This is a genomic window from Saccharothrix sp. NRRL B-16314 (genome assembly GCF_000716595.1).
Lineage (GTDB): Bacteria > Actinomycetota > Actinomycetes > Mycobacteriales > Pseudonocardiaceae > Actinosynnema.
Genome location: NZ_JNXC01000038.1, coordinates 62,944 through 87,536, shown reverse-complemented (window position 1 = coordinate 87,536; position 24,593 = coordinate 62,944). Strand labels below are relative to the sequence as shown.

Sequence of the window (24,593 nt, the reverse complement as noted above, 5' to 3'; positions counted from 1 at the left end):
AAGTCAGCTGGTGATGTCCTTGCGGGCGAACTTGCGGGCTGCCAGCAGGGTGAAGAACGAGCCGAAGGCGAGGGCGGAGAACGTGCCCTTCGCCATCTGCGACCAGTCGACGTCGGACGACAGCAGGTCCGCCCAGGCCAACGCGTAGTGCGTCGGCAGGTAGTCCCGCAGGCCTTCCAGCGCGGTGATCTGGTCGAGGATCTGCGACACGATCGACGCCAGGACCGCGCCGCCGACCGCACCCAGGGGCGCGTCCGTCGACACCGAGAGGTACAGCGCCAGGCCCGCCACCCAGAACAGGTGGATCGAGATGTAGACGACGGCCAGCGCCACACCGTAGACACCGGCGCCGAACGACGCGGCCTCACCGGTCGGTGAGACCGCTTCCCCCGCCCCGTACCAGACGACGCCGACGCCCAGGGCCACCGCGGGCAGGAGCGCCAGCGCGAACACGGACATCAGGCCGGACGCCAGCGCCTTGCGCCGCAGCAGGCGGTGCCGGGGGATCGGGGCGGCCAGCAGGTACTTCAACGAGGACCACGACGCCTCGGACGCGATCGTGTCGCCGAAGAACAACGCCACGATCATCGGCAGCAGGAAGCTCCCGCTGACGAACAGCGTCAGGATCACGAAGTTCACGCCGCTGGCCGTGGCCAGGTCGACGAACCCGCCCGCCCGGCGGTTCGGCGACGCCTGCCCGAGTTCGAACGCCACCACCAGGATGACCGGCAGCAGCACCAGGAAACCCAGTACCAGCTGCGTCCGCCTGCGGCGCAGTTGCCGCATCAGCTCCACCCGGACGGGCAGCGTCCGGCCGGCCCGGTAGCCGACCTTCGAGCCGTCCGGCGCCACCGACGAGTGCTCGGCCGCCGCCGCGTCCGTCAGGTCGGAGATCGCCGCCGGATCAGTGTGCACACCGTTCTCGCTCATTCGCCGCCCACCAACTCCAGGAACGCGTCTTCCAACCGCCAGCGGGGACCGGCCTGGTCCACGGCGACGCCTGCTGCCACCAGCGCCTGCAACGCCGACGCGCGTGGCGTGCCGTTGAGGCTGGCGTGGACCTGTTCGCCGTCCACGTGCACGTCGTGCACGCCGGACAGGCTTCGCAGGACGGTGGCCGCCTCGTCGGGCCGGTCGACCCGGAAGCTCGCCTCGCCGCCACCGGTCGCGATCTCGTCCACCGGACCGGCCGCCACCAGCTTGCCCTTGTGCATCACGACGACGTGCGAGCACGTCTGCTCGACCTCGGCGAGCAGGTGCGACGACACCAGCACCGTCCGCCCGGCCGCCGCGTAGCGGCGCAGCACCTCGCGCATCTGGTGGATCTGGGGCGGGTCGAGACCGTTGGTCGGCTCGTCCAGCACCAGCAGGTCCGGCAGGCCGAGCATGGCCTGGGCGATCGCCAGCCGCTGCCGCATGCCCTGGCTGTAGGTCCGCACCCGCCGCTGGACGGCGTTGCCGAGACCCGCGATCTCCAGGGCCTCTTCCATGTGCGCCTGCTCCGGCGGACGGCCGGTCGCCGCCCAGTAGAGCCTCAGGTTCTCGGCACCGGACAGGTGCGGCAGGAAGCCGGAGCCCTCGACGAACGACCCGATCCGGGACAGCACGGGTGCTCCCGGGCTCACCCGGTGGCCGAACACCCGGATTCCGCCGTCGCTGGGTCGGATCAGGCCCATCAGCATGCGCAGCGTGGTGGTCTTGCCCGCGCCGTTGGGGCCGAGCAAGCCCAGCACCTGGCCGTGCTCCACCCGGAAGGACAGGTCCTTCACGGCGGTCAGCCCGCCGGGGTAGGACTTGGTCAGGCCCTCGATCACCAGCGGCACCGCTTCGAGGTCCGGGTCGACGTCCGCGGTCAGCCTGCGGCGGAACCAGGCCACCACGCCGGTGATGACGCAGACGGCCAGGACGATCGCGATGCCCCACAGGGCCTCGGTCGGCACCTCGCTGGTCGCGTTCACGCCGGCCACCACCGGGACCGACAGGGCCGGGGAGGCCAGCGAGATCCGGTAGGCGGCGGGCTCCTCCGCGTTCGCGTACGCCATGTCGGTGGTCGACACGACCAGCTGCAGGCGGTGATCCGCCTCGACCGGGCGCACCGCGCCGGGCAGGGTCACGGTGACGTCGACCGGCGTGCCGTCGGCGGGGAGCGCCACGCGCACCGGTGCCACGGCCGAGCCGGGCAGGGTGCGCACGCCGCTGCCGTCCGCGTCGTACAGCTTCACGAACAGGACCGCGCCCTCCGGGGGAACGGCCTGGCCCGGCACCGGTGCGACCCGCAGCTTGACGGTCGACGCGCCGGTCAGCAGGGTCTGCGCGGTCTGCGGCTCGCTCTGGAACACCGCTGCCTGCCCCGGCAGGTCGAGGGACAGCCGGGAGGCGAGCGAGCTGGACCTGGTCAGCGCCGAGCCGAGGCCCGGCAGGCTGGACACGGCGGCCGGGTTGCCGCCCGCCGGGTTGACCACGACCTGCTCGCGGCCGGAGAGCCCGATGTCCCGTCGCTCGGCTCCGGTCGAGCCGTCGAGGCCGGGGTAGCTCGGCGCGACGACGTTGCGCAGTGACGGCGCACCGCTGCTGCGGAACGCGCCGACCACGGTGTACTCGAAGGTCGTGCCGGGGTCGGCGCCCTTGCCCTCCAGGTGGAACGCCATCCAGTCGGCGATCTGGCCGCGCAGCTCCGGGCCGGGTGAGCCGCCGTCGTGGCCGCCAGAGTACCAGACGACCTTGACCTTCGCGTTGTTCGCGGCGATCTCGCGGGCGTTGGCGTCGGCCTGGTCGAGGCCGAACAGAGTGTCCTGCTCGCCCTGGACCAGCAGCGTCGGCTGGGTGATCTTGTCGGTCACGGCCGACGGCGAGGCGCGGCGGAGGATCTCCAGCGTCTCCGGGCCTGCCTTGCCGGTGGTCGCGACCTCGGTGTAAGCGGCGCACACGTCGGCCTGGAAGCGACCGCAGGCGCCGTTCACCGGACCGGCGGGCCGGGGGTCGTCGCCCTGCTGCTGGGGCGGTGTTGTTGCCGCCGTGGCCGCGCTGTCGAGGTTACTGCCCGCGTCGTCGTCCTGCCCCGGCTCGGAGGCCTCCTGGCCGGGGTTCGCGGTGTCCGCGCCGGACAGCCCGGCGGAGAAGAAGATGCCCGCCCAGGACCGCTTGAACACGCCGTCGTCGGCGAACGCGCCGGGTGACGGGGTGGCGCCGGCCACGTCGTCGGTGCTCGCCGAGTTCGGCAGCAGCGCCTGGCCGAGGTCGTTCCAGGTGATGACGGGCGCGATGGTGTCCACCCGCGGGTCGACGCCGGCCAGCGACAGCGCCAGCGCGCCGCCGTACGAGCCGCCGGTCACACCGACCTTCGGGTCACCGCCACCGTCGGTCACCACCTCCTCCCGGGTGGCCAGCCAGTCGAGCAGCTTCTGCGCGTCGCGGACCTCGTGGTCCAGCGAGTTCAGCGCGATCTGCCCGGTGCTGCGGCCGAAGCCGCGCGCCGAGTACGCCAGCACCACGAACCCGCGCTGCGCGAGCTCGGTCGCCTGTGCGGCGACGCTCGCCTTGCTGCCGCCGAAGCCGTGCGGCAGCAGCACGGCGGGCGCGGGTGTGCGTTCGGGCAGGTAAAGGGTGGTGTCGATCTGCACGGTGCGGTCGCTGTCCGGACTTTCCGGCACGTCGATCACCGCGTCGCGGGTGCTCACCGGGGCGGGGTCGTCTCCCTGGCGCGTCCAGACGACGAAGGCGCCCACGAGGGCGACCAACACGACGAGCGCGGGGAGCGACCACCTACCGCGGAGGCGGTTGAGGGAGGCCACGGAGTTGACCATAGGCGCGATTACCTGAGAACGGGCTGTCAGCCGAGCGTGGCACCCCTCAGGTGCGTCCGGCCGTCCGAGGCCCCGGACGGGTGCGTCCGATCACCTCCGCTGGCGCGAACCCGCATTCATGCGTGAGACTGTGCTGAGCGTGGAGGGGAGTACTCCCTCGCGGCGGTGTCGTCAGCACGGAGCCTGGCGTGAGGTTCCCGGTGCCGCCGGTCGGTTTCGCGGAACCGGCGGAGGAGACCTCCGGTCATTGGCGTGCGCGCGATGCACCGGAGGTAATTGTCTGATGTCCGTACCCGTGTGGCTGTGGTTTGCCACGATCGCCGGCCTGGTGGTCCTCCTGGCCATCGACCTCTTCATCGTCGACCGCAAACCGCACGAGGTCACCATCGGTGAAGCAGCCCGGTGGGTCACGTTCTACGTCGGGGTCGCGATCCTGTTCGGCGTCGGGATCTGGTTCTGGTCCGGTGGTGTGTACGCGGGCGAGTTCTTCGCCGGGTACATCACCGAGTACTCCCTGAGCGTCGACAACCTGTTCATCTTCCTGATCATCATGACCACCTTCAAGGTGCCCGCGATCCACCAGCACAAGGTGCTGCTGATCGGCATCCTGATGGCGCTGGTCATGCGCGGCATCTTCATCGCCGTGGGCGCGGCGGTCATCGCCGAGTTCAGCTGGGTCTTCTACCTCTTCGGGTTGTTCCTCATCTACACCGGCTACAAGCTGGCGCGGACGGACCACAACGAGGAGGAAGAGGAGTACAAGGAGAACATCGCGCTGCGGCTCGTCCGCAAGGTGTACCCGGTGACCGACGGCTACCAGGGCTCCAAGTCGTTCGTGAAGATCGACGGCCGGCGGTTCGTCACGCCGATGTTCATCGTCATCGTCGCCATCGGCACCACGGACCTGCTGTTCGCGCTGGACTCCATCCCGGCGATCTTCGGCCTGACCAAGGAGCCGTTCCTGGTCTTCACCGCGAACGCGTTCGCCCTGATGGGTCTGCGCCAGCTGTACTTCCTGCTCGGCGGGCTGCTGAGCAAGCTGGTGTACCTGTCCATCGGGCTGTCGGTGATCCTGGGCTTCATCGGCGTGAAGCTGATCCTCGAGGCGCTGCACACGAACTCGCTGTTCTTCCTCAACGGCGGCGAGCCGCTGCACGTGCCGACCATCGGCATCGAGCTGTCCCTGTCGGTGATCATCGGCGTACTGGCGATCACCACCATCGCGAGCCTGGTGAAGGCGAAGCGGGACGCCGCCGAGGCGGTCGAGCAGGCGTCCGGGAGTGACCATCTGTGAGCGTCAAATTCTCGTGAGCCTTGCTAAGGATCGGTGCGGTAGCGTCCTGGGACGTGCGCCCCGATGACTTGCAATCGCTGACCCTGCCCGGCTCCGTGTCGGTGCGCGGTGACCTCGTCCTGGTGGACGTGACCTGCCCGGACGTCACCGCGAACGCCTACCGGGGCGGGCTGCACCGCGTCGCCCCGGACGGCGGCGGGGTGCGTCGATGGACGTGGGCGGAACGCGATCTGGCCCCCCGGATCTCACCGGACGGGCGCTGGGTCGCGTTCCTGCGCGTCACGGCCCGTGGCAAGGCGCCGCAGCTGCACGTGATGCCGGCCGACGGCGGCGAGGCCCGTCGGGTCACCGACCTGGAGCTGGGCGCGGGCGTGCCGGTGTGGGCGCCCGACTCGCGTCGGCTCGCGTTCACCGCACGGGTGCCCGAGCGCGGCCGCTACGGCGCGCCGCTCGTCGAGGGTGAGGAAGCGCCGGCACCGGACGCCGAGGCGCCCCGCCACATCACCCGGCTCGACTACCGGCTGGACGACGTCGGCTTCACCGCCGACCGGCACGCGCGGCTGTTCGCCGTGGACGCGCTGGACCCGGACACCGAGCCGGTGGAGCTGACCGACGGCACGTTCTCCGCGGCGGAGCCGGCCTGGACCGCGGACGGCGAGGCCGTGCTGTTCATGGCCGACCGCGACCTGGGCGTGGCCGAGTCGTTCGACAACGACGTCTACCGCGTGCCCGCGTCCGGTGGCGCCCCCGAGCTGGTCGTGCGGACGGCGGGCTGGGCCGCGAGGCCGGTCGCGCTGCCCGACGGCGGGGTGCTGTTCTACTCGGCCGAGCACGGGCCGGTCTCGGGGCCGGGCACGGTGTCGGGCACGGTCGCGCGGAACACGAGCCTGTGGCGGTTCGACGGCGAGCGCGTCACCCGGCTCACCGACCTGGAGACGGTGGACTGCGAGAAGGCCGCCGGCCCTCCCGTGGTGACCGACGCGGGTGTGCTCGTGGCGGTCCGGAACCGGGGCGCGGTCGAGCTGCGCCGCGTGCCGCTGGACGCCGACAACGCCGTGCTGCCCGACCTCGAAGTGCTGGCCGGTGCGCAGGCCGAGGTGAAGTCGTTCGACGCGGACGGCGACCGGATCGTGGCCGTGGTGTCCACTTCGGACAACCCCGGCGAGGTCGTGCTCGTCGGCGGCGGCACGCTGACCGACTTCGGCTCGGAGGTGCCGCTGCGGCGGGCCGCGGAGCTCACCGGCACCGCGCCCGACGGTTACCCGGTGCACGGCTGGGTCGTGCTGCCCGAGGGCGAGGGCCCGCACCCGGTGGTGCTGGCCGTGCACGGCGGCCCGTTCATGTACCACGGCTGGGGCTTCTTCGACGAGGCGCAGGTGTACGCCGCCGCCGGGTACGCCGTCGTGCTGCCCAACCCGCGCGGTTCCGCCGGGTACGGGCAGGCGCACGGCCAGGCCGTGATCGGCGCCTTCGGCACGGTCGACGTGGACGACGTCCTCGCCGTGCTCGACGTCGCGCTGGAGAACCCGGCCCTCGACGCCGACCGCGTGGGCGTGATGGGCGGCTCGTACGGCGGGTTCATGACCTCGTGGCTGGCCGCGCACCACGGCGAGCGGTTCCGCGCCGCGTGGAGCGAGCGCGCCGTCAACGCGTGGGACTCGTTCGGCGGCTCGTCGGACATCGGCTGGTTCTTCGCCGACGCCTACTGCGGGCCGAGCCCGGAGCGGCAGCGCGCGATGAGCCCGCTGACCTACGCCGAGAAGATCACCATGCCGTTCATGGTGGTGCACTCCGAGCACGACTGGCGCTGCCCGCTCGAACAGGCGCAGCGGATGTTCGTCGCCCTGCGCCGCAACGGCGTCGAGGCGGAGATGCTGCTGTTCCCCGGTGAGGGCCACGAGCTGACCCGCTCCGGCAAACCGCGCCACCGCAAGCAGCGGTTCGACGCGGTGCTGGAGTGGTGGGGCCGCCACTTGGCCTGAAATACGGCAAAAGACGGGATCGGTGACCTCCGCGGGCGGCAGACTGGGTGCTCGCGGAGGGAGGCACGATGGCGATCCCGTCGAACTGGCCCGTCGGAACCTATCTGGACACGCTCGATCCGGCCGCGCAGACCGCACTGCTGGGCCTCGGTGTGCCGAAGGTGTTCCGGCGCGGTGACGTGATCATGCGCGAGTCCGAGCGGTCCGACCACGTGGTGGTGCTGGTGCAGGCGCTGGTCAAGGTCACCGAGACGCTGGACAACGGGCGGGTCGCGCTGCTCAACATCAAGGTCGGCGGCGACGTCGTCGGCGAGATGGCGTTCCTGAGCGGCGAACCGCGCTCGGCGACCGTGACGGCGTGCCTGGACACCAGGGCGCGGGTGGTGACGGCGGCGCAGTTCCAGCGGTACCTCGGCGAGTACCCCGAGGCGAACCTCGCCCTCACCCGGATGATCATGAAGACGCTGCGCTGGAACCAGCAGCGCCGGGTCGACGTCAACGGCTACTCGGCGGTGGTGCGGCTGGCCCGCGTGCTGAACCACCTGGCCGACGCCTACGGCAGCCAGGGACCGGACGGCGTCACGCTGAAGCTGGGGCTGACGCAGGGCGAGCTCGGGTCGCTGGTCGGCGTGGAGGAGGACACCGCGCGGCGCGAGCTGCGTGCGCTGAGGGACCGGGGCGTCATCAGGATGGGGTACCGGGCGATCACGATCGTGGACCGGGACGTGCTGGCCAAGGTCGCCTGCTCCTGACCGCCGGGAACGTGGCTCGGGGCGGCTGGGAACGTGGTGCGGGCTGCCGGGAACGTGGCGTGGGCTGCCTGGAACGTGGTGCGGGGCGCCGCTGGAACGTGGGGCCGGCAGCGCGGGGCCGGGAATGGGAAACCCGACCGGAAACGGGAAACCCGGCGTTCGCCCTACTTCCGGGCACCGGACGGCCGGATGCTGTGGCGGTGACAACAGACACCATGACACCGCTCGACGGACTGGTCTACCGCCTCGTGGTGGCCGTGGACGTCGAGGGTTACAGCAAGCTCGACGCGCTGGACCAGTCCCTGGTGCAGTCGAGGCTGGGCGAGGCCATGGACCTCGCCGCCCACCACGCCGGACTGGACCGCTCCCACTGGTACCGGCAGCTCCGCGGTGACGGGGAGCTGGCGGTGCTGCCGGCCGACGCCGACACCGCGTGGGTGGTCGCCCACTTCACCGAGCGACTGGCCGCCGCGCTCGCCGAGCTGCGCCGCGCCGGCACCCCGTTGCGGATGAGGGTGGCCATGCACTGCGGCACGCTCACCGCGGGCCGGTTCGGCCTGGTCGGCGACGCCCCGATCGTGACGAGCAGGCTCCTGGACGCCAAGGTGGTCCGCCGCGAACTCGCGCTGGCCGACAGCGACCTGGTGCTGATCATCTCGGAGCGCCTGTTCGACGACGTGGTCCGCACCCGCTTCCACGACCTCGACCCGAACATGTTCCGGGCGACCCGCTTCCGGGTGAAGGGCATCTCCTATGCGGGCTACCTGTGCCCCGGCCCGCCGCGGCGGGGCTAGCGGACGGTGCGGTGCGTGCGGCACGCTCTCCCGATGCAGTGGACCGTGCGGGCCGGACAGCCCGACGACGCGCCCGAGATCGCCAGGATCAACGTCGACGCCTGGCAGCACTCGTACCGGGGGATAGTGGACGACCCGGTGCTGGACCGGATGCTGCCCGAGAGCAGGCTCCCGGCGTGGGCGCGCGTGCTCAGGCTGCCGGACCCGAGCCGGGTGTTCGTCGCGGTCGAGGAGGGCACCGGCAAGATCGGGGCGTACAGCGCGGTCGACGCGGTCCGCGAGTCCAAGGACGCGCACCCCGACCTGCACACGGGCGAGCTGGTGGCGATCTACGCGGACCCCCGCTACCAGGGCAGGGGCGCGGGCCACGAGGTGCACGAGGCCGCGATGCGCCACCTGATGGAGCAGGGTTTCCGGTACGCGGTCCTGTGGGTGTTCCAGGACAACGCCAAGAGCAGGGCGTTCTACGAGTCGCACGGCTGGCGGCACGACGGGCTGGTGCACCGCTACGAGCTGGGCGGGCAGGACCTGCCCGAGGTCAGGTACGGCCGGTTCCTCCCGGCGCCCCGCAAGCGGGGCAGGCAGGCGACGAAGGTCTGAGGGGCCGACGCGCCGCGCGAGGTCGTGCTCTCGATGCCGACGCCGACGTCCCGCTTCTCGACGCCGACGCCGACGCCCTGCCGGTCGACCCGTCAGCCGAGCAGCGTGTAGTTCAGCTCTTCGCAGACCCGCGCCAGCGGCAGGTCGAGGCCGGGGTGCTCCAACGGCAGCAGCACGTCCGGTGAGACGGGCAGCCCGGAGCCGCCGGGCGGGTCCCACAGGCACACCGCCGGGTCACCGGAATCCATCGAGGACCGGTACCAGAGCCCGTCCAGCTCGGGGTAGGCCGCCCGGATTGCCCGCGCCCACTGCTGGGTCAAGGCCTTCGGCCCCGAGCTGATCTCCTGCGAGGCGCCGACCCTGGTCGGCCACAGCCCGGCCAGGTCGAGCAGCCGCAGCGTCCGCCGGGGCCGCAGCACCACCAGGAACGGGCTGCGGGTCCGCCGGTCCACCACGGACGTCGCCTGGTACACCTCGGCCACCGACGTCCGCACGGTCATCCCGAAGTACAGCACCCCCTGGTCGTGGGCGTGCGTGGGTGAGCCGTCGGGGCCGGGTGGCTGGGTGTCGAACCGCGCGTGCGGCAGCGGCCCGGTGTAGCGGAAGCTGTTCCACCGCTGCGGGTGCAGGCCCTTCGCGGCGAAGATGCGGACCAACCGGGTGGCCCGGTGCACCGCCACGACGTCCTCGGTGCGGCGCAGGTTCGCCTGGAGCACAGCGGGAGCGGGCGGCAGGGGAAGCCGTGACATTCGCGTCCAAGGTTCTCGGCGACAGGATCATCGACGGCAAGGTCGACGGCAGATCTGGTGCCCGACGGCGTCGTCGGGCGGGGGTGTCGCGGGTTTTGTCGGCAGCCGGTGCGGTCGCAGCCGGTGTCGTCGGCGGTTCGGGGTCGTCGCAGTTCGCTGTTGTCGCAGTTCGGTGTCGTCGCGGTAGGTGTCGCGCGGTGTGTTCTCGCGGTCCGTCCTTCGCGGTCGGTGTCGTCCGGTCGGTGTCGTCGCGGTCGGGTCAGGCGGGTGTGCCGAGCTGCGCGGCCAGCGCCGTCACCCGGCGCGGCTCACCGCCCGCCAGCAGCCACTCGCGCGGCGTCGTCGGCTTGCCGTCCACCACCAGGTCCTCCTGCTCGGTCGTCATGAAACCGGCAACCACCAGCGCGGGCTGGTCCGCGGGCACGGTGGCCAGCACGGCCTCCAGCCCCGGCAGCACGCCACCGCCGGCGAACTGCCAGGCGGGCAACCGCCAGCTGCCCCGGTCCTTCCAACCGACCAGGCGGCCGACGCCCAGCCGGTGCCGGATGCGGCTGGTGTCCACGCCCAGCTGACGGGCGGCCTCGGCCACGGTCAGCGCCGAGTCCCGCAGCACGGCGTGCGCCACCACGGTCCGCGCGCGTCCCCGGTCGTCGGTGATGCGGTGCGGGCTCAGGTCAAGGCCCACCTCGACCAGCGCGTCGCGTTGGTCCGGTGGGAAGTAGCTCGCCGGGTCCGGGTGTGGCGGCGCCAGCTTCTTCGCCGCGTCGGCCACCAGCGACAGGAATTCATCGGGGGTGACCTGGAGGCCTGCTTTGGCCAACACCGACTCCAGGGCGGGACTCATGCGCACAGGGTATCCCGTGCGTGCGCTTTTGTGCGCCCAGGTAACCCGATCGTCCGAAGTCCTCGACTGTGTGCGCACACTCCGCCACCCTACGTAAACGAACGAGGTGGGGCACGGTGATGTCGACCTCACTCGGTGCCTCGGCACACGGTGTCCCGGGCCGGTCCGGACCGCCGGCTACGATGCCGCGGAAGACACATCGGGGGTGTTCGGTGGCTGTGCCGGTTCGCACGGACAAGCGGGTCGTAGGCGTGTGGGTGGCGGTGATGGCCGTCGCGCTCGCCGTGGTCCTCATCCGGTCGGGCACCGGGCTGATCGATCTGCGGGTGTACCGCGTCGGCGGCGAGGCGTGGCTGGAAGGCGTGCGCCTGTACGCCGAAGGCTTCCCGAAGCCGCTGGACGGGCCCGCGCTGCCCTTCACCTACCCGCCGATCGCCGCCGTCCTGTTCTCGCTGCTCGCGGTCGTGCCGTGGTCGGCGGCCGTGCTGGTGTGGACGGGTCTCGGCCTCGCGCTGCTCACCGTCGTCTGCCTGGCCACCGCGCGCCACGTGCACGGCGTCGGCGAACGCGCCGTGCTCGTCGGCCTCGGCGTGGCCGCCGGGTCGCTCGTGCTCGAGCCGGTCCGGGAAACGCTCGACTTCGGCCAGATCAACCTGCTGCTGATGGGGCTGGTCGCGCTCGACTGCCTGCTGCCGAAGACGAAGTGGCCGCGCGGCCTGCTGATCGGCGTGGCCGCCGCGATCAAGCTCACGCCCGCGATCTTCGTGCTGTTCTTCCTGCCCCGCCGCCAGTGGAAGCCAGTGGTGACGGCGTTCGCGTCGTTCGTCGGGTTCGGGCTGGCCGGTTTCGCCGCCGCACCGACGGACACCAAGCAGTACTGGTTCGAGTCGCTGCTCGACCCCGGCCGGGTGGGCGGCCTGGCGTACGTCGGCAACCAGTCGTTGCGCGGGCTGGTGCACCGGCTCGGGCTCACCGGGCTCGCCGAGACCGCCGTGTGGGGGCTGCTCAGCCTCGGCGTGGTGGCGCTGGTGTGGGTCGCCGTCGCACGCGCCAAGGACGACCACGTGGCCGCACTGCTCGCGGTCGCCGTCGGCGGGCTGCTCGTGTCGCCGGTGTCGTGGACGCACCACTGGGTGTGGATCGCGCCGGGCCTGATCTACCTGGCGTACCGGTCGCGGGTGTGGACCGGGTTGCCGGCGTTGCTGTTCCTGGTCGCGCCGATGTGGTTCCTGCCGCACGAGAAGGACCTGGAGTTGCAGTGGACGTGGTGGCAGCACCTCGTCGGCAACGCCTACGTGTGGGTCGGCGTCGCCGTGCTGGTGGTGCTGGTCAGACCCCGCCGGTGATCATCGCGACGGCGCGTTCACGGGTCGCGTCGTCCACCTCGTCGAGCCGGAAACCGCGGGCCACGATGTGCTCCACCAGGTCGGGCTCCGGCGGGAGGCCGTGCTTGCGCAGGTAGTGCGGCACGGCGCCGGCCCAGATCCAGGCGCCGTCGGTGCGGAAGTTCAGCGGCACGTCCCGGTCGGCGGGGACGAACTCGTCCACGTCCAGGTCGCGCGCGGCCAGCACGACCGGCGCGCCCTCCAAGTAGGTGAGCAGGGCGTCGCCGAGCTGGCGGTCGATCGCCTGCCGGTTGACCACCGGGCGGCCTTCCTCGTCCCGGCCGTCGTAGACGTGGGCGGTGCGCAGCTCGCCGTCCTGCCCGACGGGTGCGGCGGGCTGCTCCGGCTCCGGTTCGACGGGCGTCGGCAGCGGGGGCAGACCCAGCCGTTGGCGCAGCCACTCCGGGATGCGCTCGTCGTGGCGGGGGAACGTGCGCAGCTCGTCCTGGAAACCGATCAGCGGCGGCGCGTTGCGCCAGCGCGGCTCGTCCTCGGCGTTGAAGTCGACCGAGAACGCCGCCGGCGCCTCGATCTCGTACACGGCGCTCAGCCACGTGCCGCGGACCGGCTCGTACATCCCGGTGCGGAGCCGGCCGAACAGCTGGACCACCTCCATCGGCGGTCGCACCGGACGCCACTGGCCGTCCGGTCCGGCGAACGCCAGGTCCACCTCGACGTGCCGACCCGCGGCCCGGTACTCGGCCCGGATCCGCTGCCAGCCCGGTGGGAGCGCGGGGAGCATGGCGCGGCCGATCTGCTTGACGAGCTGGTTCTGCTCCTGCTCGGAAAGCGGTGTGGCTGGCTGGCTCATGCGTCGAACACCCCTTCGGCTCCCCCCGGACACGTGCCGCTGATCTTAACGGCCACAACACGACGACGTGGTCCGGTCGGGTGCGACCGCCGGTCAGGCCAGTAGGCCGTATTGTCGAGCGCCGTTCTCGAGCACCGTTCTTCGAGCACCGCGCTCGCGGGCAGGCCGGGTCGGCTCAACTCAACTTCTGGTCCTGGACGAGGTTGCCCTCGGCATCCCACCGCTTGACGTGCAGCGGCCAGCCGTTGTCGTTGAACGTCCGGTGCATGGCCGGTCGCCCGTCGGGGTGCCACTGGTACCAGTCGCCGACGGCCTTCCCCATCTTGCTGATGCCCCGGACTTTCCGCTCCCCGCTCGGGTACCACTGCTCCTGCACGCCGTGCGTCACGCCCTCGTAGTAGTTGGCCAGTTCCAGCAGGTTGCCGTCCGCGTCCCGGTGCTCGAGCTCACCGGTGAACAATTCGTCCTCGTAGAAGACGCGCTGTGTCTCGTCGACGTACGTGTCGTTAAGGTCGATTCGCATTCGTCATTCCGTTACTGGGGGGATGAGACTGCCGCGGGACCGGTAGTCGAAAGGCGCGAATTGCAGCCTGCCAGTATAACTGCCGACATCCCGCAGGATAACGTTGCAGTTGCCGCACGCGGGACCGGGATCGCCGATGTGGCCGACCTGCGTCCGTTGCCCGTCGATCTTGCGGTACTGGTCCTGGAGGTGCCGCGGGTCGAAGCGCATGTCTTCGAGGGCCTGCCGGCTCAGCGGCGGCGGGTCCGAGTCCGGGCCGTGCTGCCTGCGCCACTCGATCTCGTGGTCGCGCTGGCGCGCCCACAGCAACTCGTTGGCCGCCTTCACCTCGGCGTGCCGCAGCGGCACATCCTGGTGCACCTGGCCCTGGAGGACCCAATCCTCCCGGATGACCTGGTTGTCGGCGTCCTTCAACGCCTTGCCGTCCTCGCCGAGCACCGGGATCTGCTGCCGGTCGGTCTCGTTCTTCATGACCGGGTGCTGCCACTCGTCCATGTCGCGGAAGTTCTCGCGCAGCAACGGGTGCAGGTTCGCGGGTGCGATGACGTCGAAGTCCTGGCCGTTGACGCCCTCGGTGATCAACCCGGTGCGCCGGTCGATCGCGACCGCGCCGAACGGGCCGTTGTCGCGGTTGGCCGGGCCGCCGTTGTGCGCGGCCCGCGCCTTGGACAGGTCCTCGACGTACTCCTTCACCGGCTTGCCGTCGATCGTCTCGATCAGACCGTCCTTCGTCGTGACCCGCTTGGGGTCGTTGACGTCGACCTGTTCGACGATCGAGCCGCGCGACCGGTCCTGCTCGAAGTCCGGCTCGCGGGTGTCCGGCGCGGGACCGGGGTCGACGGGGTCGGGGAACTCGGACGGCTCGCGGGGATCGGAGGCCGACGGCGGCTTGTGCGGGTGCTCGTCGTCGGTCCGGTCGGCGGGGTCCGTGCCGTCGTCGCCGCGGTCCCGGGCGTCGGTGGGGTCGAGGTCCTGCTTGTCGGACTTGTCGGTGCCGGGGGCGAAGCCGTCGTCGCTCGCCTTGCCGGAGGTGCCGTCCGGGCGGTGGGTGTTCCACTCGCCGTTGGGCGGGATCTTGGGCTGGCGGTTGCCGTCGGGTCCGATCTCGGCGTCGCTGGTGTAGACGCGGCCGTTGGAGTCGGTCCAGGCGGGTTTGGTGGGTGCGAGGACGTCGGCGCCGGTGTGGGTGGAGAGGCGGTTGGCGAAGTTGTTGGTGCCGGCGTCGCAGCCGATGAGGCGGATGGGCGTCTTGCCGTCCCAGCCGTTGCGGCGGAGGAGGTCGCCGTACTGCTCGGGGGTGTAGGTGTGGTTGCCGATGCGGGCGCGGCCGTCGGGGGTGATGTGGACGTCCGCGGTGAAGTAGCGGGGGTCGGCCGGGACGCGGTGGGGCAGGTCGCCCATGTCGGGGTCGCCGCGGTGGTGGGAGATGCCGGCGGGGGTGGTCTCACCGTGGCGCGCGTGCGCGTCGTCGATGTCCGGCCCGTCCGCGCCGGTGCCGTCCGTGCGGTCGCCGTCGGCTGGGTCGCTTTCGGTGCGATCGCCATCCGGTCGGTTGCTGTCCGGGTGGGTGCCGTCGGAGCGGCTGCCGTCGGGATGGGTGCCGTCGGGACGGTCGGAGTTCGGCTGGTCGGAGTTGTTGCCGGTGCGGTCGTTCGGGCGGTCGTTGGGGCCGCCGTCCTGGTCCCGGTGTGGGGTGTCGGGATCGCGGCGGTGCTGCGGGCCGGAGTCCGGGTCGCGACGAGGGCTGGGCGGACCGTCCGGGTCGCGACGGGATGACGGGGTGCCGTCCGGGTCGCGACGGGATGGCGGGGTGCCGTCCGGGTCGCGACGGGGACTGGGCATGCCGTCCGGGTCGCGGCGCGGCGGTGTCCAGCTGTCGGGGTCGCGGCGCGGGGGCGGGGCGCTGTCCGGGTCGCGTCGGTGTTGTGGGCCTGTGTCAGGGTCGCGCCGTGGTGCGGGCGGGCCGTCGGGGGCGCGGTGGGCGCCCCCGGCCGGGTCGCGGCGCGGCGGGGGAGGACCGTCCGGGCTGCGGTGCTGAGGTGGCGGGCCGTCCGGGCTGCGGTGGGGTGGTTGTGGCGAGCCGGGGTGCGGGCTCGGCTGGTTGTGGGGGCCTGGGCCGTTGGGGTTCGGGCGGTCGGGGGAGTTCGGGTGACCGCCTGGCCCGTCGCCGCCTCGGGGACGGGCGTTGTCCGGGTGGGTGCTCGGTGACGGACCGCCCTGAGGCCCGCCGCGGTGCTGCGGCGACCCCGCGTTCGACGGTCCGCTGTGTGACGGACCCGTGCCGCCTGGTCCGGTGTGTGACGGCCCGTTGTTGCCGGGTCCGGTGTGCGAGGGACCGTTGTTGCCGGAACCGCTGTGTGATGGGCCTGTACTGCCGGGACCGCTGTGTGACGGCCCGTTGTTGCCAGGGCCGGTGTGCGAGGGGCCTGTGCTGCCGGGTCCGGTGTGCGAGGGACCGTTGTTGCCGGGGCCGCTGTGGGACGGGGAGTTAGGGCTGGCGCTGGGGTGGGTGGGGCCCGGCTGTCCGGGGGCGTTGCCGCGCGGACCGTTGGGGGCGTGACCGTTTCCTGGGCCCGCATGCGAAGGGCCGCCGCCGGGACCGGTGTGTGCCGGGCCGGAACCTGCCGGACCGCTGTGGCCTGGGCCGCTTGGTGGCCCGCTGGCGTGTGACGGGCCAGTCGGTGCGGGACCGCTGTGGGAAGGACCCGCGTGGCTGGGGCCGGTGCTCGACGGGCCGAAAGAGGACGGCCTGGGGCTTTCCGGACCCCTTGAGCCTGGTCCGCCCGGTCCGAGGTCGCCTCGGCCGGTGGGCGCGCTGGGTGTGTTGGGCGCAGCAGGGCTACCGGGAGTGCCGGTCCAGCCGCCGCCGGCTCCTGGCCTGGCACCACCTCCGGGCGCACCACCTCCCGGAGCGCCACCGCCGGGCGCGCCACCACCTGCCGGTGCGCCGCCGGGAGCGGCTGCGGGCTGGTTGGTCTGCGGGGTGGAGCCGGGGTCACGGGACGGAGCGGGCGCGTTCGGCTGGTCCGCGCGCGGTGGGGCGTCCGGGGTTGCGGCGGTTGAGGCCGAGGTCTGGTCCAGCCTCGATGGGGGCGGCGTTGTCGGTGCGCCACTGCCACTGCCACTGCCAGAGTTGCCGCCACCACCAGGGCCACCACCAGGGCCACCACCGTTGCCGGGACTGCTGGCTCCGGGGCTGCCGGCTCCGGGGCCGCCGGAGTTGGGGGCGCCGCCGCCATTGTTCGGGCCGCTGCTGCCGGGACTACTGCTGCCGGGACTGTTGCCGCCGGGGCCGGTGGTGCTGGACGGGACGTTTCCGCCGGGCGCCGGGCCGTTCGTCGTGGGACTGGAGCCGGACGGGGCGTTACCCCCGGCACTCGGGCCGCCGGTGCCTGCCGGGGTTCCGCGCGGTGGCACGTCGGTGTCCGGGGTGCCGGAGTCCCGGGTCGGTCGGGTCGTCGGCGGAGGCACGTCGGTCGGATCGCCCCCGGTGGCCTTGCCCGCGAGCTTCCCGACCACCTTCATGATCTTCTCGAAGACCTCGACCAGACGCTTCAGCATCGGCGAGACCTTCTTGATGGTGTTCAACAGGTCCTGGATGATCTTCGCGATCTTCGCGGCCCACTTCGAGATCGCCGTCACCGCCTGCGCGACGATCACCGGCGTCCCGAACCCGAGCGTGAACACCGCCTCCAGCACCCACGCGATCAGCTTGCCGACCAGGTCCGCGATCAGGTCACGGACCATCTCGCGCACGAACCCGACGACCATCCCCATCAGGCCCACGACCGTGCCCACGGTCCCGGCCGCCGACGCCGCACCGGTCAACGCGTCCCCGTGCACCGCCGAGTTCGTCCGGTACGCGTCCGCCGCCGCACCCGTCCACCCCTCGGTGCCCGACCGCACGGAGCTGTTGTAGTCCTCCGCGATCTTCCCCAACTCCGTGGCCACGTTGTTCCACGTCGTGGAGTACGACTCGATCACCGGCGGATCACCGGCCAGCCAGTCCAGCATGTCCTTCAGCGGCTGCACGTGTTCCATCAGGAACGACGCCGCCGACGACAACAACGTCCCGAACGGGTCGATCGCCATGGCCGCCGCGTCGGCCGCCAACCCGACCATCCCCAGGCCGGCCTCGACCCAGTTCCCGTCCTTGACCCCGTTGAACGTGTCCATCGCGGACTCGGCGATCGAAATCCCCGTCGCCCAACCGTTGTCGCCGGTACCGGCGTTGACGAAACCGCCCGGCTCGGCCGGTGGTGCCGCGACCAGCGGGTTCTCCCCCGCCATCACCCACCGGCCTTGAAGCTGTCGCGGATGGCGTCTTCCATCTCCTGGTACTGGTTCACGGTGTCCTTGACGGACTTCCCGGCGGCCTCCATGGCCTCCACCGCGCCCTGGAGGGCGTCCAGCCCCCACTGCTCGACCGGGTCGAGCATCATCCGGAACGGCTGGCAGATGATGCCGTACGCGTCGGTCGGCATGCTGACGGTCTTCGCCGCGTCCACCGCGCCCTGCAACCGCGCGCCCAGGTCGTCCAACTGCTTGCTGTGCGCGTCGAGGGTCTCCGCGACGATCTCGAAACCGGCCATGCGATCCCCCTGGAAGGCTGGTCAGGACTGGAAGACTGGACTGGGACGGGGCAAGGGCGGCTAGGAGAGGAACGACTGCCCGTCGAAGTCGTCGTCCTCGTCCGGCCTGCGCGCGGGCCTGCGCGGCGGTGGTTGCGGCGCGGGCGGCGGCGGGCTGAACGGCTGCGGGGTGAACGGCTGCGACGGCGGAGCGGGCCGCGACGCGGTGGGCGGCGTGTCGTCGTCCTCGATGCCGAACCGGATCTCACGGCCGACCGTCGGCGGTGGCGGCACGTCCTCGTGCGGCGGGGCGGGGAAGTTGCGCTTGGCCTCGTCGAACAGGACGTTGGCCGTCTCGTCCTGGGTGCCGATGGTCTCCGCCATGGCCTGCTGGAGCAGCTCCGGGATGCGCGCCTGCGCCCGCTGCAACGTCCGCATCACCTCGGCCGACACCTCGGCCATCCGCTTGTCCTTCGCCGACTCGGCGATCTCCAGGTTGGTCAGGATGCCGTTCGACCCGATGGTGAGCCGCACCGAGCCGTCCCGCGACGACTCGGAGATGGTCATCCCCTGCACGCGGGTGGCCATCTCCTGGTAGCGCTCGGCCTTCTCCTGGATGCTCTGCTGCCACTGGCCGAGCATCCGCTCGGAGGCACCGATGTCCTCGGGCACGGCGGCTTTCCCCTCGATGACGGCGTTGACGCCGGTTGGTCGGTCCTCTGAGGATGACGCGATGGTGAACGGCCCGGTTCCGTCCGGCCGTCGGTTTCTGCGACCGGAAGCGAACCGGGCCGGGAGGGCGGGGCAGCCGCCGCGCACTCGGCGACGGCCGTCCACGAGCCTTGGTGGCGGAACCGCTAGTTCACGCCGAGCAGGTCCACCACGAAGATCAGCGTCTCACCGGGCTTGATCACGCCGCCCGCGCCGCGGTCGCCGTAGCCCAGGTGGGCCGGGATGACGAGCTTCCGCCGGCCGCCGACCTTCATGCCCGCGACACCGCGGTCCCAGCCGGCGATGACGCGCCCGGCGCCCAGCGGGAAGCTGAACGCCTCGCCGCGGTCCCAGGAGGCGTCGAACTGCTCGCCGGTCGAGTGCGACACACCGACGTAGTGCACGTTCACGAGCTGACCGGGCGCCGCCTCGGTGCCCTCGCCGACGGTGATGTCCTCGATCACCAGGTCGGCGGGCGGGGCGCCCTCGTACGGCTCGACCACGGGCTTGCTCGGGGCCATGTTGACTCTCCTGTGTCGTTCCGCCCCCGGACGGGGGCGTTGGGCAAGGTCCTGGCCTACTCAATCACGTCGCGGTTCGCGGGGCCGACCGGCCCGCGCCCCTCACACCGGACCCGGGGTCGCGCAACCGTTCGGCCACTTCGTCCCGTCCTCTGGACATGACGAGACGGCCCTGGGGTTCACGGGCGGCGCTTTTCGGTGGTGCCGCACTGGTGGTGGGGGTGAGCGCGGCGTCGGCCGTGCCCGCCGTGGTGGACGAGTGGCGGACCACACCGCCGATCGAGGCGGTGCCGGTCGAACTGGTGGCGTTCGACACCTGCGACACGGCCCTGGCGGAGCTGCGCGACGCGATCAGCCCCCACGTCGGCGTGTACGGGCTGGGCTCCGGCTTCCTGAGGGCGCACGGCGAGGTCACCACGGATTCCCGGGCGAGCGCCGATTCGAGCGCGGGCACGCCGAAGAGCGCGCCCGAGGCGGCCGACGCGCCCGAGCACTCCACGACGAACACGCACGAGGCCGGGGTGGACGAGCCGGACCTGGTGAAGACCGACGGCAAGCGGGTCGTGACGGTCGCCGACGGCAAGCTGCGCGTGCTGGACGTCGCCACCCGCCGGATCACCGGGACGCTCGACGTGCCCGGCGGCCACGCCTCCCAACTGCTGCTGCACGAGGACCGCGCGCTCGTCGTCGGCGGCGGGGGCGGCGTGGCGGGGCACCGCATCGCCGTCGACAGCCCGCACGAGCCGTACGCCGAGGGCGCGGCGGTGACGTTGGTCGACCTCACCGCCGAGCCGCGCGTCCTGAACACGCTCACCGTGGACGGCCGGTACGTGGACGCCCGCCAGGTCGACGGCGTGGTGCGCGTGGTCGTGCACTCGGGGCCGCGGCTGCCGTGGGTGTACCCGACGGAGGAGCGCACCGAGGCGGAATCCCTCATCAAGAACCGGGCGCTCATCGTCACCGCGCCGATCGGGGACTGGCTCCCGCGCTACGAGCTGACCTCCGCCGACGGTTCCCGATCCGAGGGCGCGCTCGTGGCGTGCGACCGGGTCAGCCGCCCCGAGCAGCACTCGGGCACGTCCATGCTGTCCGTGCTGACGTTCGACTTCCCCGGCGACCTCGGCACCGGCGACGCCGTGACGATCTTGGCCGACGGCGACACCGTCTACGGCACGGGAACGTCCCTCTACGTGGCCGACGACCACCACCTGCGGCCGATGACGCGCACCGCGCGGAACACCCCGTCGACCACCGCGATCCACCAGTTCGACATCTCGCAGCAGGGACCGCCGAAGCACGTGGCGTCCGGCCAGGTCGGCGGCGTGCTGTTGAACCAGTACTCGCTGTCCGAGCACGAAGGCCACCTGCGGGTGGCGACGACGTCGGCCGACGCGCCCGGCATCCCGGAGGCGGAGCCCGCGACGCAGAGCTCGGTCACCGTGCTGAAGCGGGACGGCGCGAAGCTCCAGGAGGTCGGCAAGGTCGACGGGCTCGGCGTCGGCGAGCGGATCTACAGCGTCCGGTTCGTCGGCCCGGTCGGGTACGTGGTGACGTTCCGGCAGGTCGACCCGCTCTACACGCTGGACCTGTCCGACCCGGCCAAACCGCGCAAGGTCGGCGAGCTGAAGATCACCGGCTACTCGGCGTACCTGCACCCGGCGGGCGACGGGAAGCTGATCGGCGTCGGCCAGGAGGCCACCGGGCAGGGCCGGACCACCGGCACGCAGGTGTCGCTGTTCGACGTGTCGGACCCGGCCGCGCCGACCAAGGTCGCGGGCCACCACCTGCCGGGCGCGAACTCCGAGGTCGAGTTCGACCCGCACGCGTTCCTGTACTGGCCGGCCCGCGACCTGGTCCTGCTGCCGGTGCTGGACGTGCCCGTCGGGCGCAAGCCGGTCGAGCCGACGTCCAGCGGGCTGCTCGTGCTGAGGCTGGGTGACGGCGCGTTCACCGCGCTGGGCACGGTCCGGCACGAGGCGTCGACCTACGACCCGGGCATCCGCCGGGCACTGGTGATCGGCGACGACCTGTGGACGGTGTCCGCGGCCGGGATCCAGGTCACCCGGATCGACGGGCTGGCGACCCGGTCGTGGGTGCCTTTTACCTGATCTGGTCGTGGAGCAGGCGGTGCGCGAGGACCGTGCCGCCTGCCATCGCCGCCGGCAGCACCACGAGCGCCGCCAACGGGATGAGGCACAGCAGGTAGGTGGGCACGGCGAACCCGAGCGTGACGGCCCGCCGCTTGCGCAGCACCTGCCGCCGGACGCGGAGCTTCAGGCCGCGCCGGGTGAACGGGATGCCGGTCAGCTCGATGCCGAGCAGCGTCGCGTTGACGCACACCGCGATCACCGGGACGACGGTCTGCCCGATGACCGGGATGAACCCGGCGGCGAACAGCGGGATGGCGCACAGGATCGCCAGGCCGACGAGCATCACCGCGTCCCGGATGCCCACCGCGGCGGACTTCGCCCAGCTCGCCTGGTCGGCCTCGGGCACGCCGCCGAGGTGGGTGTCCTCCACCGTTTCCGCGATGTGCTCGTAGAACGGACCGCCGATGATCAGCGTGATCGCGGTGAACAGCAGCAGCCCGATCGCGATGAACGCGCCGATGATGGAGAACCCGGCGGCGAACCGGGTGGCCGCCCGCACCGCCTCGTTCCAGTCGTCGGCGAACGGCGTGGCCCACGCGGCGATGTCGTCGATGTAGGCCGCCAGCGCGACGGCGCCGCCGATGAGCAGCACGGTCGTCAGCAACGCCGGGATCGCGCCGATCAGCAGCAGTTTCGGCGAGCGGAACACCAACCCGAAACCCTGCCCGAGCAGTCCGACACCGGTCGAGAAGTCCCGCATCACCCTGATCACCGGCGGAGCATATCCGCGCGGCCGGCCACGTGACCCCGCAACGGCCACGTAAAGCCCGCAACGGCCGCGTGACCCCCATAACGGCGGTCGCGCGGTTCTGGGAGCGGTGCCAGGATGCTGGGTCTGCCAGGAAGGGGGTTGGTATGGCACTCGATCGCACCGACCCGGGCGCGGGGCGGCCCGCGGTGGTGGTCCCGCAGGCGCCGCTGCCGCCGTTGCCCGGGTCGCTGTGGGAGAGCCGCGAGGTGCGCGAGGCGGTCCGCAACCAGACGCCGGGCGCGGTCGTGGCCGTGGCACGGCGGGCGCACGGGCTGCGGCAGGACGAACTCGGCTCGCTCGCCGGGTTCTCCCAGTCGGCCATCTCACGGCTGGAGTCCGGCAGCAACATCTCCTACGACCTGCGCGTGCTGCGGCCGATGCAGCGCCTGCTGGGCATCCCGGCGCACCTGCTCGGCCTGGCCGACCACTCGCTGCCGGTGGGCGGCGCCGACGTCGAACGCCTCGCGCCCGGCTTCGCGGACCTGCTGAACGGCGTGGTCGGCATCGACGTCGACGCCCTCATGGCGCTCACCACGGCGGCCGTGTTCGGCGGGGGCGGTGCGTCCGGCGGCCCGGTCGCGGACGACGCGCTGAGCCGGCTGCGCGTGCTGCGCCGCATCCTCAACGACGCGCACAACTGGCGCAGCTCCCGCGCCCTCATGCCCACCGCGCGCGGGTTGTACGACTTCATCGACGTGCTGCGCCGGTCGGCACGCGGCGAGCAGCGCCGGGAACTGCTCGGCATCGCCGCCACCTACGCCGAGTTCGTCGGCTGGCTGCACGACGAGCTCGGCGACCCGCGCGGCGCGATCCAGTGGACGGCCCGTGCGTTGGAACAGGGTCAGGCCGCGGACAACCGGGACGTCGTCTCCTACTCCTACGTGCGGATGTCCCAGCTGGCGGAGGCCGACGGCGACGCCGACCGCGTGGTCGGCCTGGCCCGCGCGGCCCGTCGCGAACAGGACCTGAGCCCGGTGGTGCGCGCCCTCGCGCTGCGGCAGGAGGCGCGCGGCCTGGCGGGCGCGGGAGACGAGGCGTCCTGCATGGACCGGCTGGACGAGGCGCGCGCCGAGTTCGAGCGGGTGGAGCCGCGCACCGACGACGAGTACCGGATCGGCTACTGCGCCACCGCGCAGCAGTTCGACATGGAACGCGCGGCGAGCTGGCTGGCGCTGGGCAAGCCGAACCGGGCGATCGAGGTCTACCAGGACGTCCAGGACCGGGTGTGGCGGCAGCTGTGCACGTGGGAGCAGGGCGTGCACACCGCCAAGCTCGCCCACGCGCACGCCATGGCCGGTGAACGGGAGCACGCCGCCGTGCTGGCGTACGAAGCGCTCGACAACGCCCGTTCCAGCAGGTCCGCGCTGGTGGTGCGCGAACTGGGCAGGCTCGGTTCGTGGGAAGGCGCGCCCGACGTCGCGGAGCTGGCCCGCGACCTCCGCTGAACCGGTCCCCATGCGACTTCCGGGTACGGCGCGGCCGATCTGCCGTCGACGCTGTGCTACCCGGCGGTCACGAAGCACGATGGGTGGGTGATCGAACCGGGAACCACGGAGCCGCCACGCCGGGACGCCGCCGGTGACCGGCGTACCGGCTGGACCGCTCCGCAACGCTCCCAGGAGCGTGTGCTGCTGGTGCGCAAGCGGGACGACCTCGGCGGCGAGTGGGAGCAGTGCTGCCACCTGGCGCCGCTGCCGGACGGCACCCGGTCGGCGCTGCTGACGTTGTGCGGCGAGCGGATCGACGTGGGCTCGGCGGAGCTGCTGCCCGAACCGGAGGGCATGCCTTGCGTGGCGTGCCTGCTCTCCGCGCCGCCACCACACCGGGATTGAAGGCCGCAGGTCTGAAGCCCGCTGGTCCGAAGCCCGCAGACTTCGAGTCCGGTCAGTCGACGTGGCGGGCCAGGTCCCGGAGGTCCTTGCGGATGTTGGCCCGCACGAACCGCGCCATGAGCGGACCGAACAGCCGGTAGTGCCGGCTCGCGTCGCCGCGGATGCGGATGGAGGCGGACGTGCCGCCGCCCGGCGCGGTGTCGAACCGGTACGTCACGTGCATGGGGAACGGCCCGGCGACGGACTTCATCTCCAGCAGCGTCGGCGGGTCGTGCGCCATCACCCGCAGCACGTAGTCGATCTTCTTGCCGAGGAAGTGCGCGGTGCGCGTCACCTCGGCGCCGACACCGAACCCGCCGCCGGCCGCGGGAGTGCTCAACTCGGCCCGCTTGATGCCCTGGGTCCACTCGTGGTCGTGGCGCCAGTCCATGGCGTACCGCGCCACGACCTCGGGTGGCCGGGGGATCACTCGACTCGCGGACACGTCCACGGGTCGATTGTCCACCCGGGACGGTGCGTG

General features: G+C 72.1%; 23 protein-coding genes. 11 read left to right on the top strand and 12 right to left on the bottom strand.

Going from position 1 to position 24,593, the window contains the following annotated elements; genetic code table 11:
• Positions 1 to 3: 3 nt before the first annotated feature.
• Both OQ02_RS34810 and OQ02_RS34805 read right to left on the bottom strand, forming a co-directional pair.
• On the bottom strand, positions 4 to 930 hold the full coding sequence (locus OQ02_RS34810) for an ABC transporter permease (RefSeq protein ID WP_033442910.1): 927 nt from the start codon (positions 928 to 930) through the stop codon (positions 4 to 6).
• The gene (locus OQ02_RS34805) at positions 927 to 3,791 is read right to left on the bottom strand and encodes an alpha/beta fold hydrolase (protein WP_033442942.1); all 2,865 of its coding nucleotides are present in this window, start codon (positions 3,789 to 3,791) and stop codon (positions 927 to 929) included. The genes OQ02_RS34810 and OQ02_RS34805 overlap by 4 nt, the downstream gene beginning before the upstream one ends.
• 295 nt (positions 3,792 to 4,086) lie before the next feature.
• Between OQ02_RS34805 and OQ02_RS34800 the strand changes: the two genes are divergently transcribed.
• From OQ02_RS34800 to OQ02_RS34780, 5 genes are all read left to right on the top strand, one after another.
• Positions 4,087 to 5,097, top strand: a complete 1,011-nt coding sequence (locus OQ02_RS34800) for a TerC family protein (RefSeq protein ID WP_033442909.1) — start codon at positions 4,087 to 4,089, stop codon at positions 5,095 to 5,097.
• 53 nt (positions 5,098 to 5,150) lie between these two features.
• Positions 5,151 to 7,079, top strand: a complete 1,929-nt coding sequence (locus OQ02_RS34795) for a S9 family peptidase (RefSeq protein ID WP_033442908.1) — start codon at positions 5,151 to 5,153, stop codon at positions 7,077 to 7,079.
• A 68-nt stretch (positions 7,080 to 7,147) separates the two neighbouring features.
• Positions 7,148 to 7,831 (top strand): Crp/Fnr family transcriptional regulator, encoded by a 684-nt coding sequence (locus OQ02_RS34790; protein WP_033442907.1) that lies wholly within the window; start codon positions 7,148 to 7,150, stop codon positions 7,829 to 7,831.
• 200 nt (positions 7,832 to 8,031) lie between these two features.
• Positions 8,032 to 8,625 (top strand): hypothetical protein, encoded by a 594-nt coding sequence (locus OQ02_RS34785; RefSeq protein ID WP_231500351.1) that lies wholly within the window; start codon positions 8,032 to 8,034, stop codon positions 8,623 to 8,625.
• Positions 8,626 to 8,658: 33 nt separating this feature from the next.
• On the top strand, positions 8,659 to 9,225 hold the full coding sequence (locus OQ02_RS34780; protein ID WP_033442905.1) for a GNAT family N-acetyltransferase: 567 nt from the start codon (positions 8,659 to 8,661) through the stop codon (positions 9,223 to 9,225).
• Between the two features lie 92 nt (positions 9,226 to 9,317).
• Here the strand turns inward: OQ02_RS34780 and OQ02_RS34775 are convergent, their stop codons facing one another.
• Positions 9,318 to 9,974: an RES family NAD+ phosphorylase gene (locus OQ02_RS34775; protein WP_033442904.1), complete on the bottom strand. Its 657-nt coding sequence runs from the start codon at positions 9,972 to 9,974 to the stop codon at positions 9,318 to 9,320.
• A gap of 259 nt (positions 9,975 to 10,233) precedes the next feature.
• Entirely contained in the window at positions 10,234 to 10,818 is a 585-nt protein-coding gene (locus OQ02_RS34770) for a hypothetical protein (RefSeq protein WP_033442903.1), read from the bottom strand.
• 212 nt (positions 10,819 to 11,030) lie between these two features.
• Here OQ02_RS34770 and OQ02_RS34765 point away from each other — a divergent pair, with 212 nt between their 5' ends.
• Positions 11,031 to 12,164: a glycosyltransferase 87 family protein gene (locus OQ02_RS34765; RefSeq protein WP_197043631.1), complete on the top strand. Its 1,134-nt coding sequence runs from the start codon at positions 11,031 to 11,033 to the stop codon at positions 12,162 to 12,164.
• Here OQ02_RS34765 and OQ02_RS34760 read toward each other — a convergent pair.
• From OQ02_RS34760 to OQ02_RS41630, 3 genes are all read right to left on the bottom strand, one after another.
• The gene (locus OQ02_RS34760) at positions 12,148 to 13,014 is read right to left on the bottom strand and encodes a hypothetical protein (protein ID WP_033442902.1); all 867 of its coding nucleotides are present in this window, start codon (positions 13,012 to 13,014) and stop codon (positions 12,148 to 12,150) included. The two genes, OQ02_RS34765 and OQ02_RS34760, sit on opposite strands and share 17 nt — an antisense overlap.
• 175 nt (positions 13,015 to 13,189) lie before the next feature.
• A complete protein-coding gene (locus OQ02_RS34755; RefSeq protein WP_051773158.1) occupies positions 13,190 to 13,537 on the bottom strand; it encodes a toxin-antitoxin system YwqK family antitoxin in 348 nt (115 codons plus the stop codon).
• A 3-nt stretch (positions 13,538 to 13,540) separates the two neighbouring features.
• Positions 13,541 to 15,379: a hypothetical protein gene (locus tag OQ02_RS41630; protein WP_051773157.1), complete on the bottom strand. Its 1,839-nt coding sequence runs from the start codon at positions 15,377 to 15,379 to the stop codon at positions 13,541 to 13,543.
• Positions 15,380 to 16,709: 1,330 nt separating this feature from the next.
• On the opposite strand from OQ02_RS41630, the gene OQ02_RS41625 reads away from it, so the two are divergent.
• Both OQ02_RS41625 and OQ02_RS41620 read left to right on the top strand, forming a co-directional pair.
• Positions 16,710 to 17,456, top strand: coding sequence for a hypothetical protein (locus OQ02_RS41625; RefSeq protein WP_156077495.1), 747 nt, complete (start codon positions 16,710 to 16,712; stop codon positions 17,454 to 17,456).
• A 24-nt stretch (positions 17,457 to 17,480) separates the two neighbouring features.
• Complete coding sequence (locus OQ02_RS41620; RefSeq protein WP_051773155.1) at positions 17,481 to 17,843, top strand: hypothetical protein; 363 nt, start codon at positions 17,481 to 17,483, stop codon at positions 17,841 to 17,843.
• On the opposite strand, the gene OQ02_RS34745 is transcribed toward OQ02_RS41620, so the two are convergent.
• The 3 genes from OQ02_RS34745 to OQ02_RS34735 form a co-directional block, all read right to left on the bottom strand.
• Positions 17,827 to 18,129 carry a type VII secretion target gene (locus OQ02_RS34745; protein WP_033442901.1) on the bottom strand — a complete coding sequence of 101 codons (303 nt, stop codon included), beginning with the start codon at positions 18,127 to 18,129 and terminating at the stop codon, positions 17,827 to 17,829. The two genes, OQ02_RS41620 and OQ02_RS34745, sit on opposite strands and share 17 nt — an antisense overlap.
• Before the next feature lie 60 nt (positions 18,130 to 18,189).
• Complete coding sequence (locus OQ02_RS34740; protein WP_033442900.1) at positions 18,190 to 18,780, bottom strand: YbaB/EbfC family nucleoid-associated protein; 591 nt, start codon at positions 18,778 to 18,780, stop codon at positions 18,190 to 18,192.
• A gap of 185 nt (positions 18,781 to 18,965) precedes the next feature.
• Complete coding sequence (locus OQ02_RS34735) at positions 18,966 to 19,340, bottom strand: FKBP-type peptidyl-prolyl cis-trans isomerase (protein WP_033442899.1); 375 nt, start codon at positions 19,338 to 19,340, stop codon at positions 18,966 to 18,968.
• A gap of 158 nt (positions 19,341 to 19,498) precedes the next feature.
• On the opposite strand from OQ02_RS34735, the gene OQ02_RS34730 reads away from it, so the two are divergent.
• Positions 19,499 to 21,448 (top strand): beta-propeller domain-containing protein, encoded by a 1,950-nt coding sequence (locus OQ02_RS34730; protein ID WP_033442898.1) that lies wholly within the window; start codon positions 19,499 to 19,501, stop codon positions 21,446 to 21,448.
• Here OQ02_RS34730 and OQ02_RS34725 read toward each other — a convergent pair.
• Positions 21,441 to 22,193, bottom strand: coding sequence for an EI24 domain-containing protein (locus OQ02_RS34725; RefSeq protein ID WP_081916155.1), 753 nt, complete (start codon positions 22,191 to 22,193; stop codon positions 21,441 to 21,443). The two genes, OQ02_RS34730 and OQ02_RS34725, sit on opposite strands and share 8 nt — an antisense overlap.
• A 152-nt stretch (positions 22,194 to 22,345) precedes the next feature.
• On the opposite strand from OQ02_RS34725, the gene OQ02_RS34720 reads away from it, so the two are divergent.
• Both OQ02_RS34720 and OQ02_RS34715 read left to right on the top strand, forming a co-directional pair.
• Positions 22,346 to 23,686, top strand: coding sequence for a helix-turn-helix domain-containing protein (locus OQ02_RS34720; RefSeq protein WP_033442897.1), 1,341 nt, complete (start codon positions 22,346 to 22,348; stop codon positions 23,684 to 23,686).
• 87 nt (positions 23,687 to 23,773) lie between these two features.
• Positions 23,774 to 24,073 (top strand): hypothetical protein, encoded by a 300-nt coding sequence (locus OQ02_RS34715; RefSeq protein WP_231500350.1) that lies wholly within the window; start codon positions 23,774 to 23,776, stop codon positions 24,071 to 24,073.
• 52 nt (positions 24,074 to 24,125) lie between these two features.
• Here OQ02_RS34715 and OQ02_RS34710 read toward each other — a convergent pair whose 3' ends face one another.
• On the bottom strand, positions 24,126 to 24,563 hold the full coding sequence (locus tag OQ02_RS34710) for an SRPBCC family protein (protein ID WP_033442896.1): 438 nt from the start codon (positions 24,561 to 24,563) through the stop codon (positions 24,126 to 24,128).
• Positions 24,564 to 24,593: the final 30 nt, after the last annotated feature.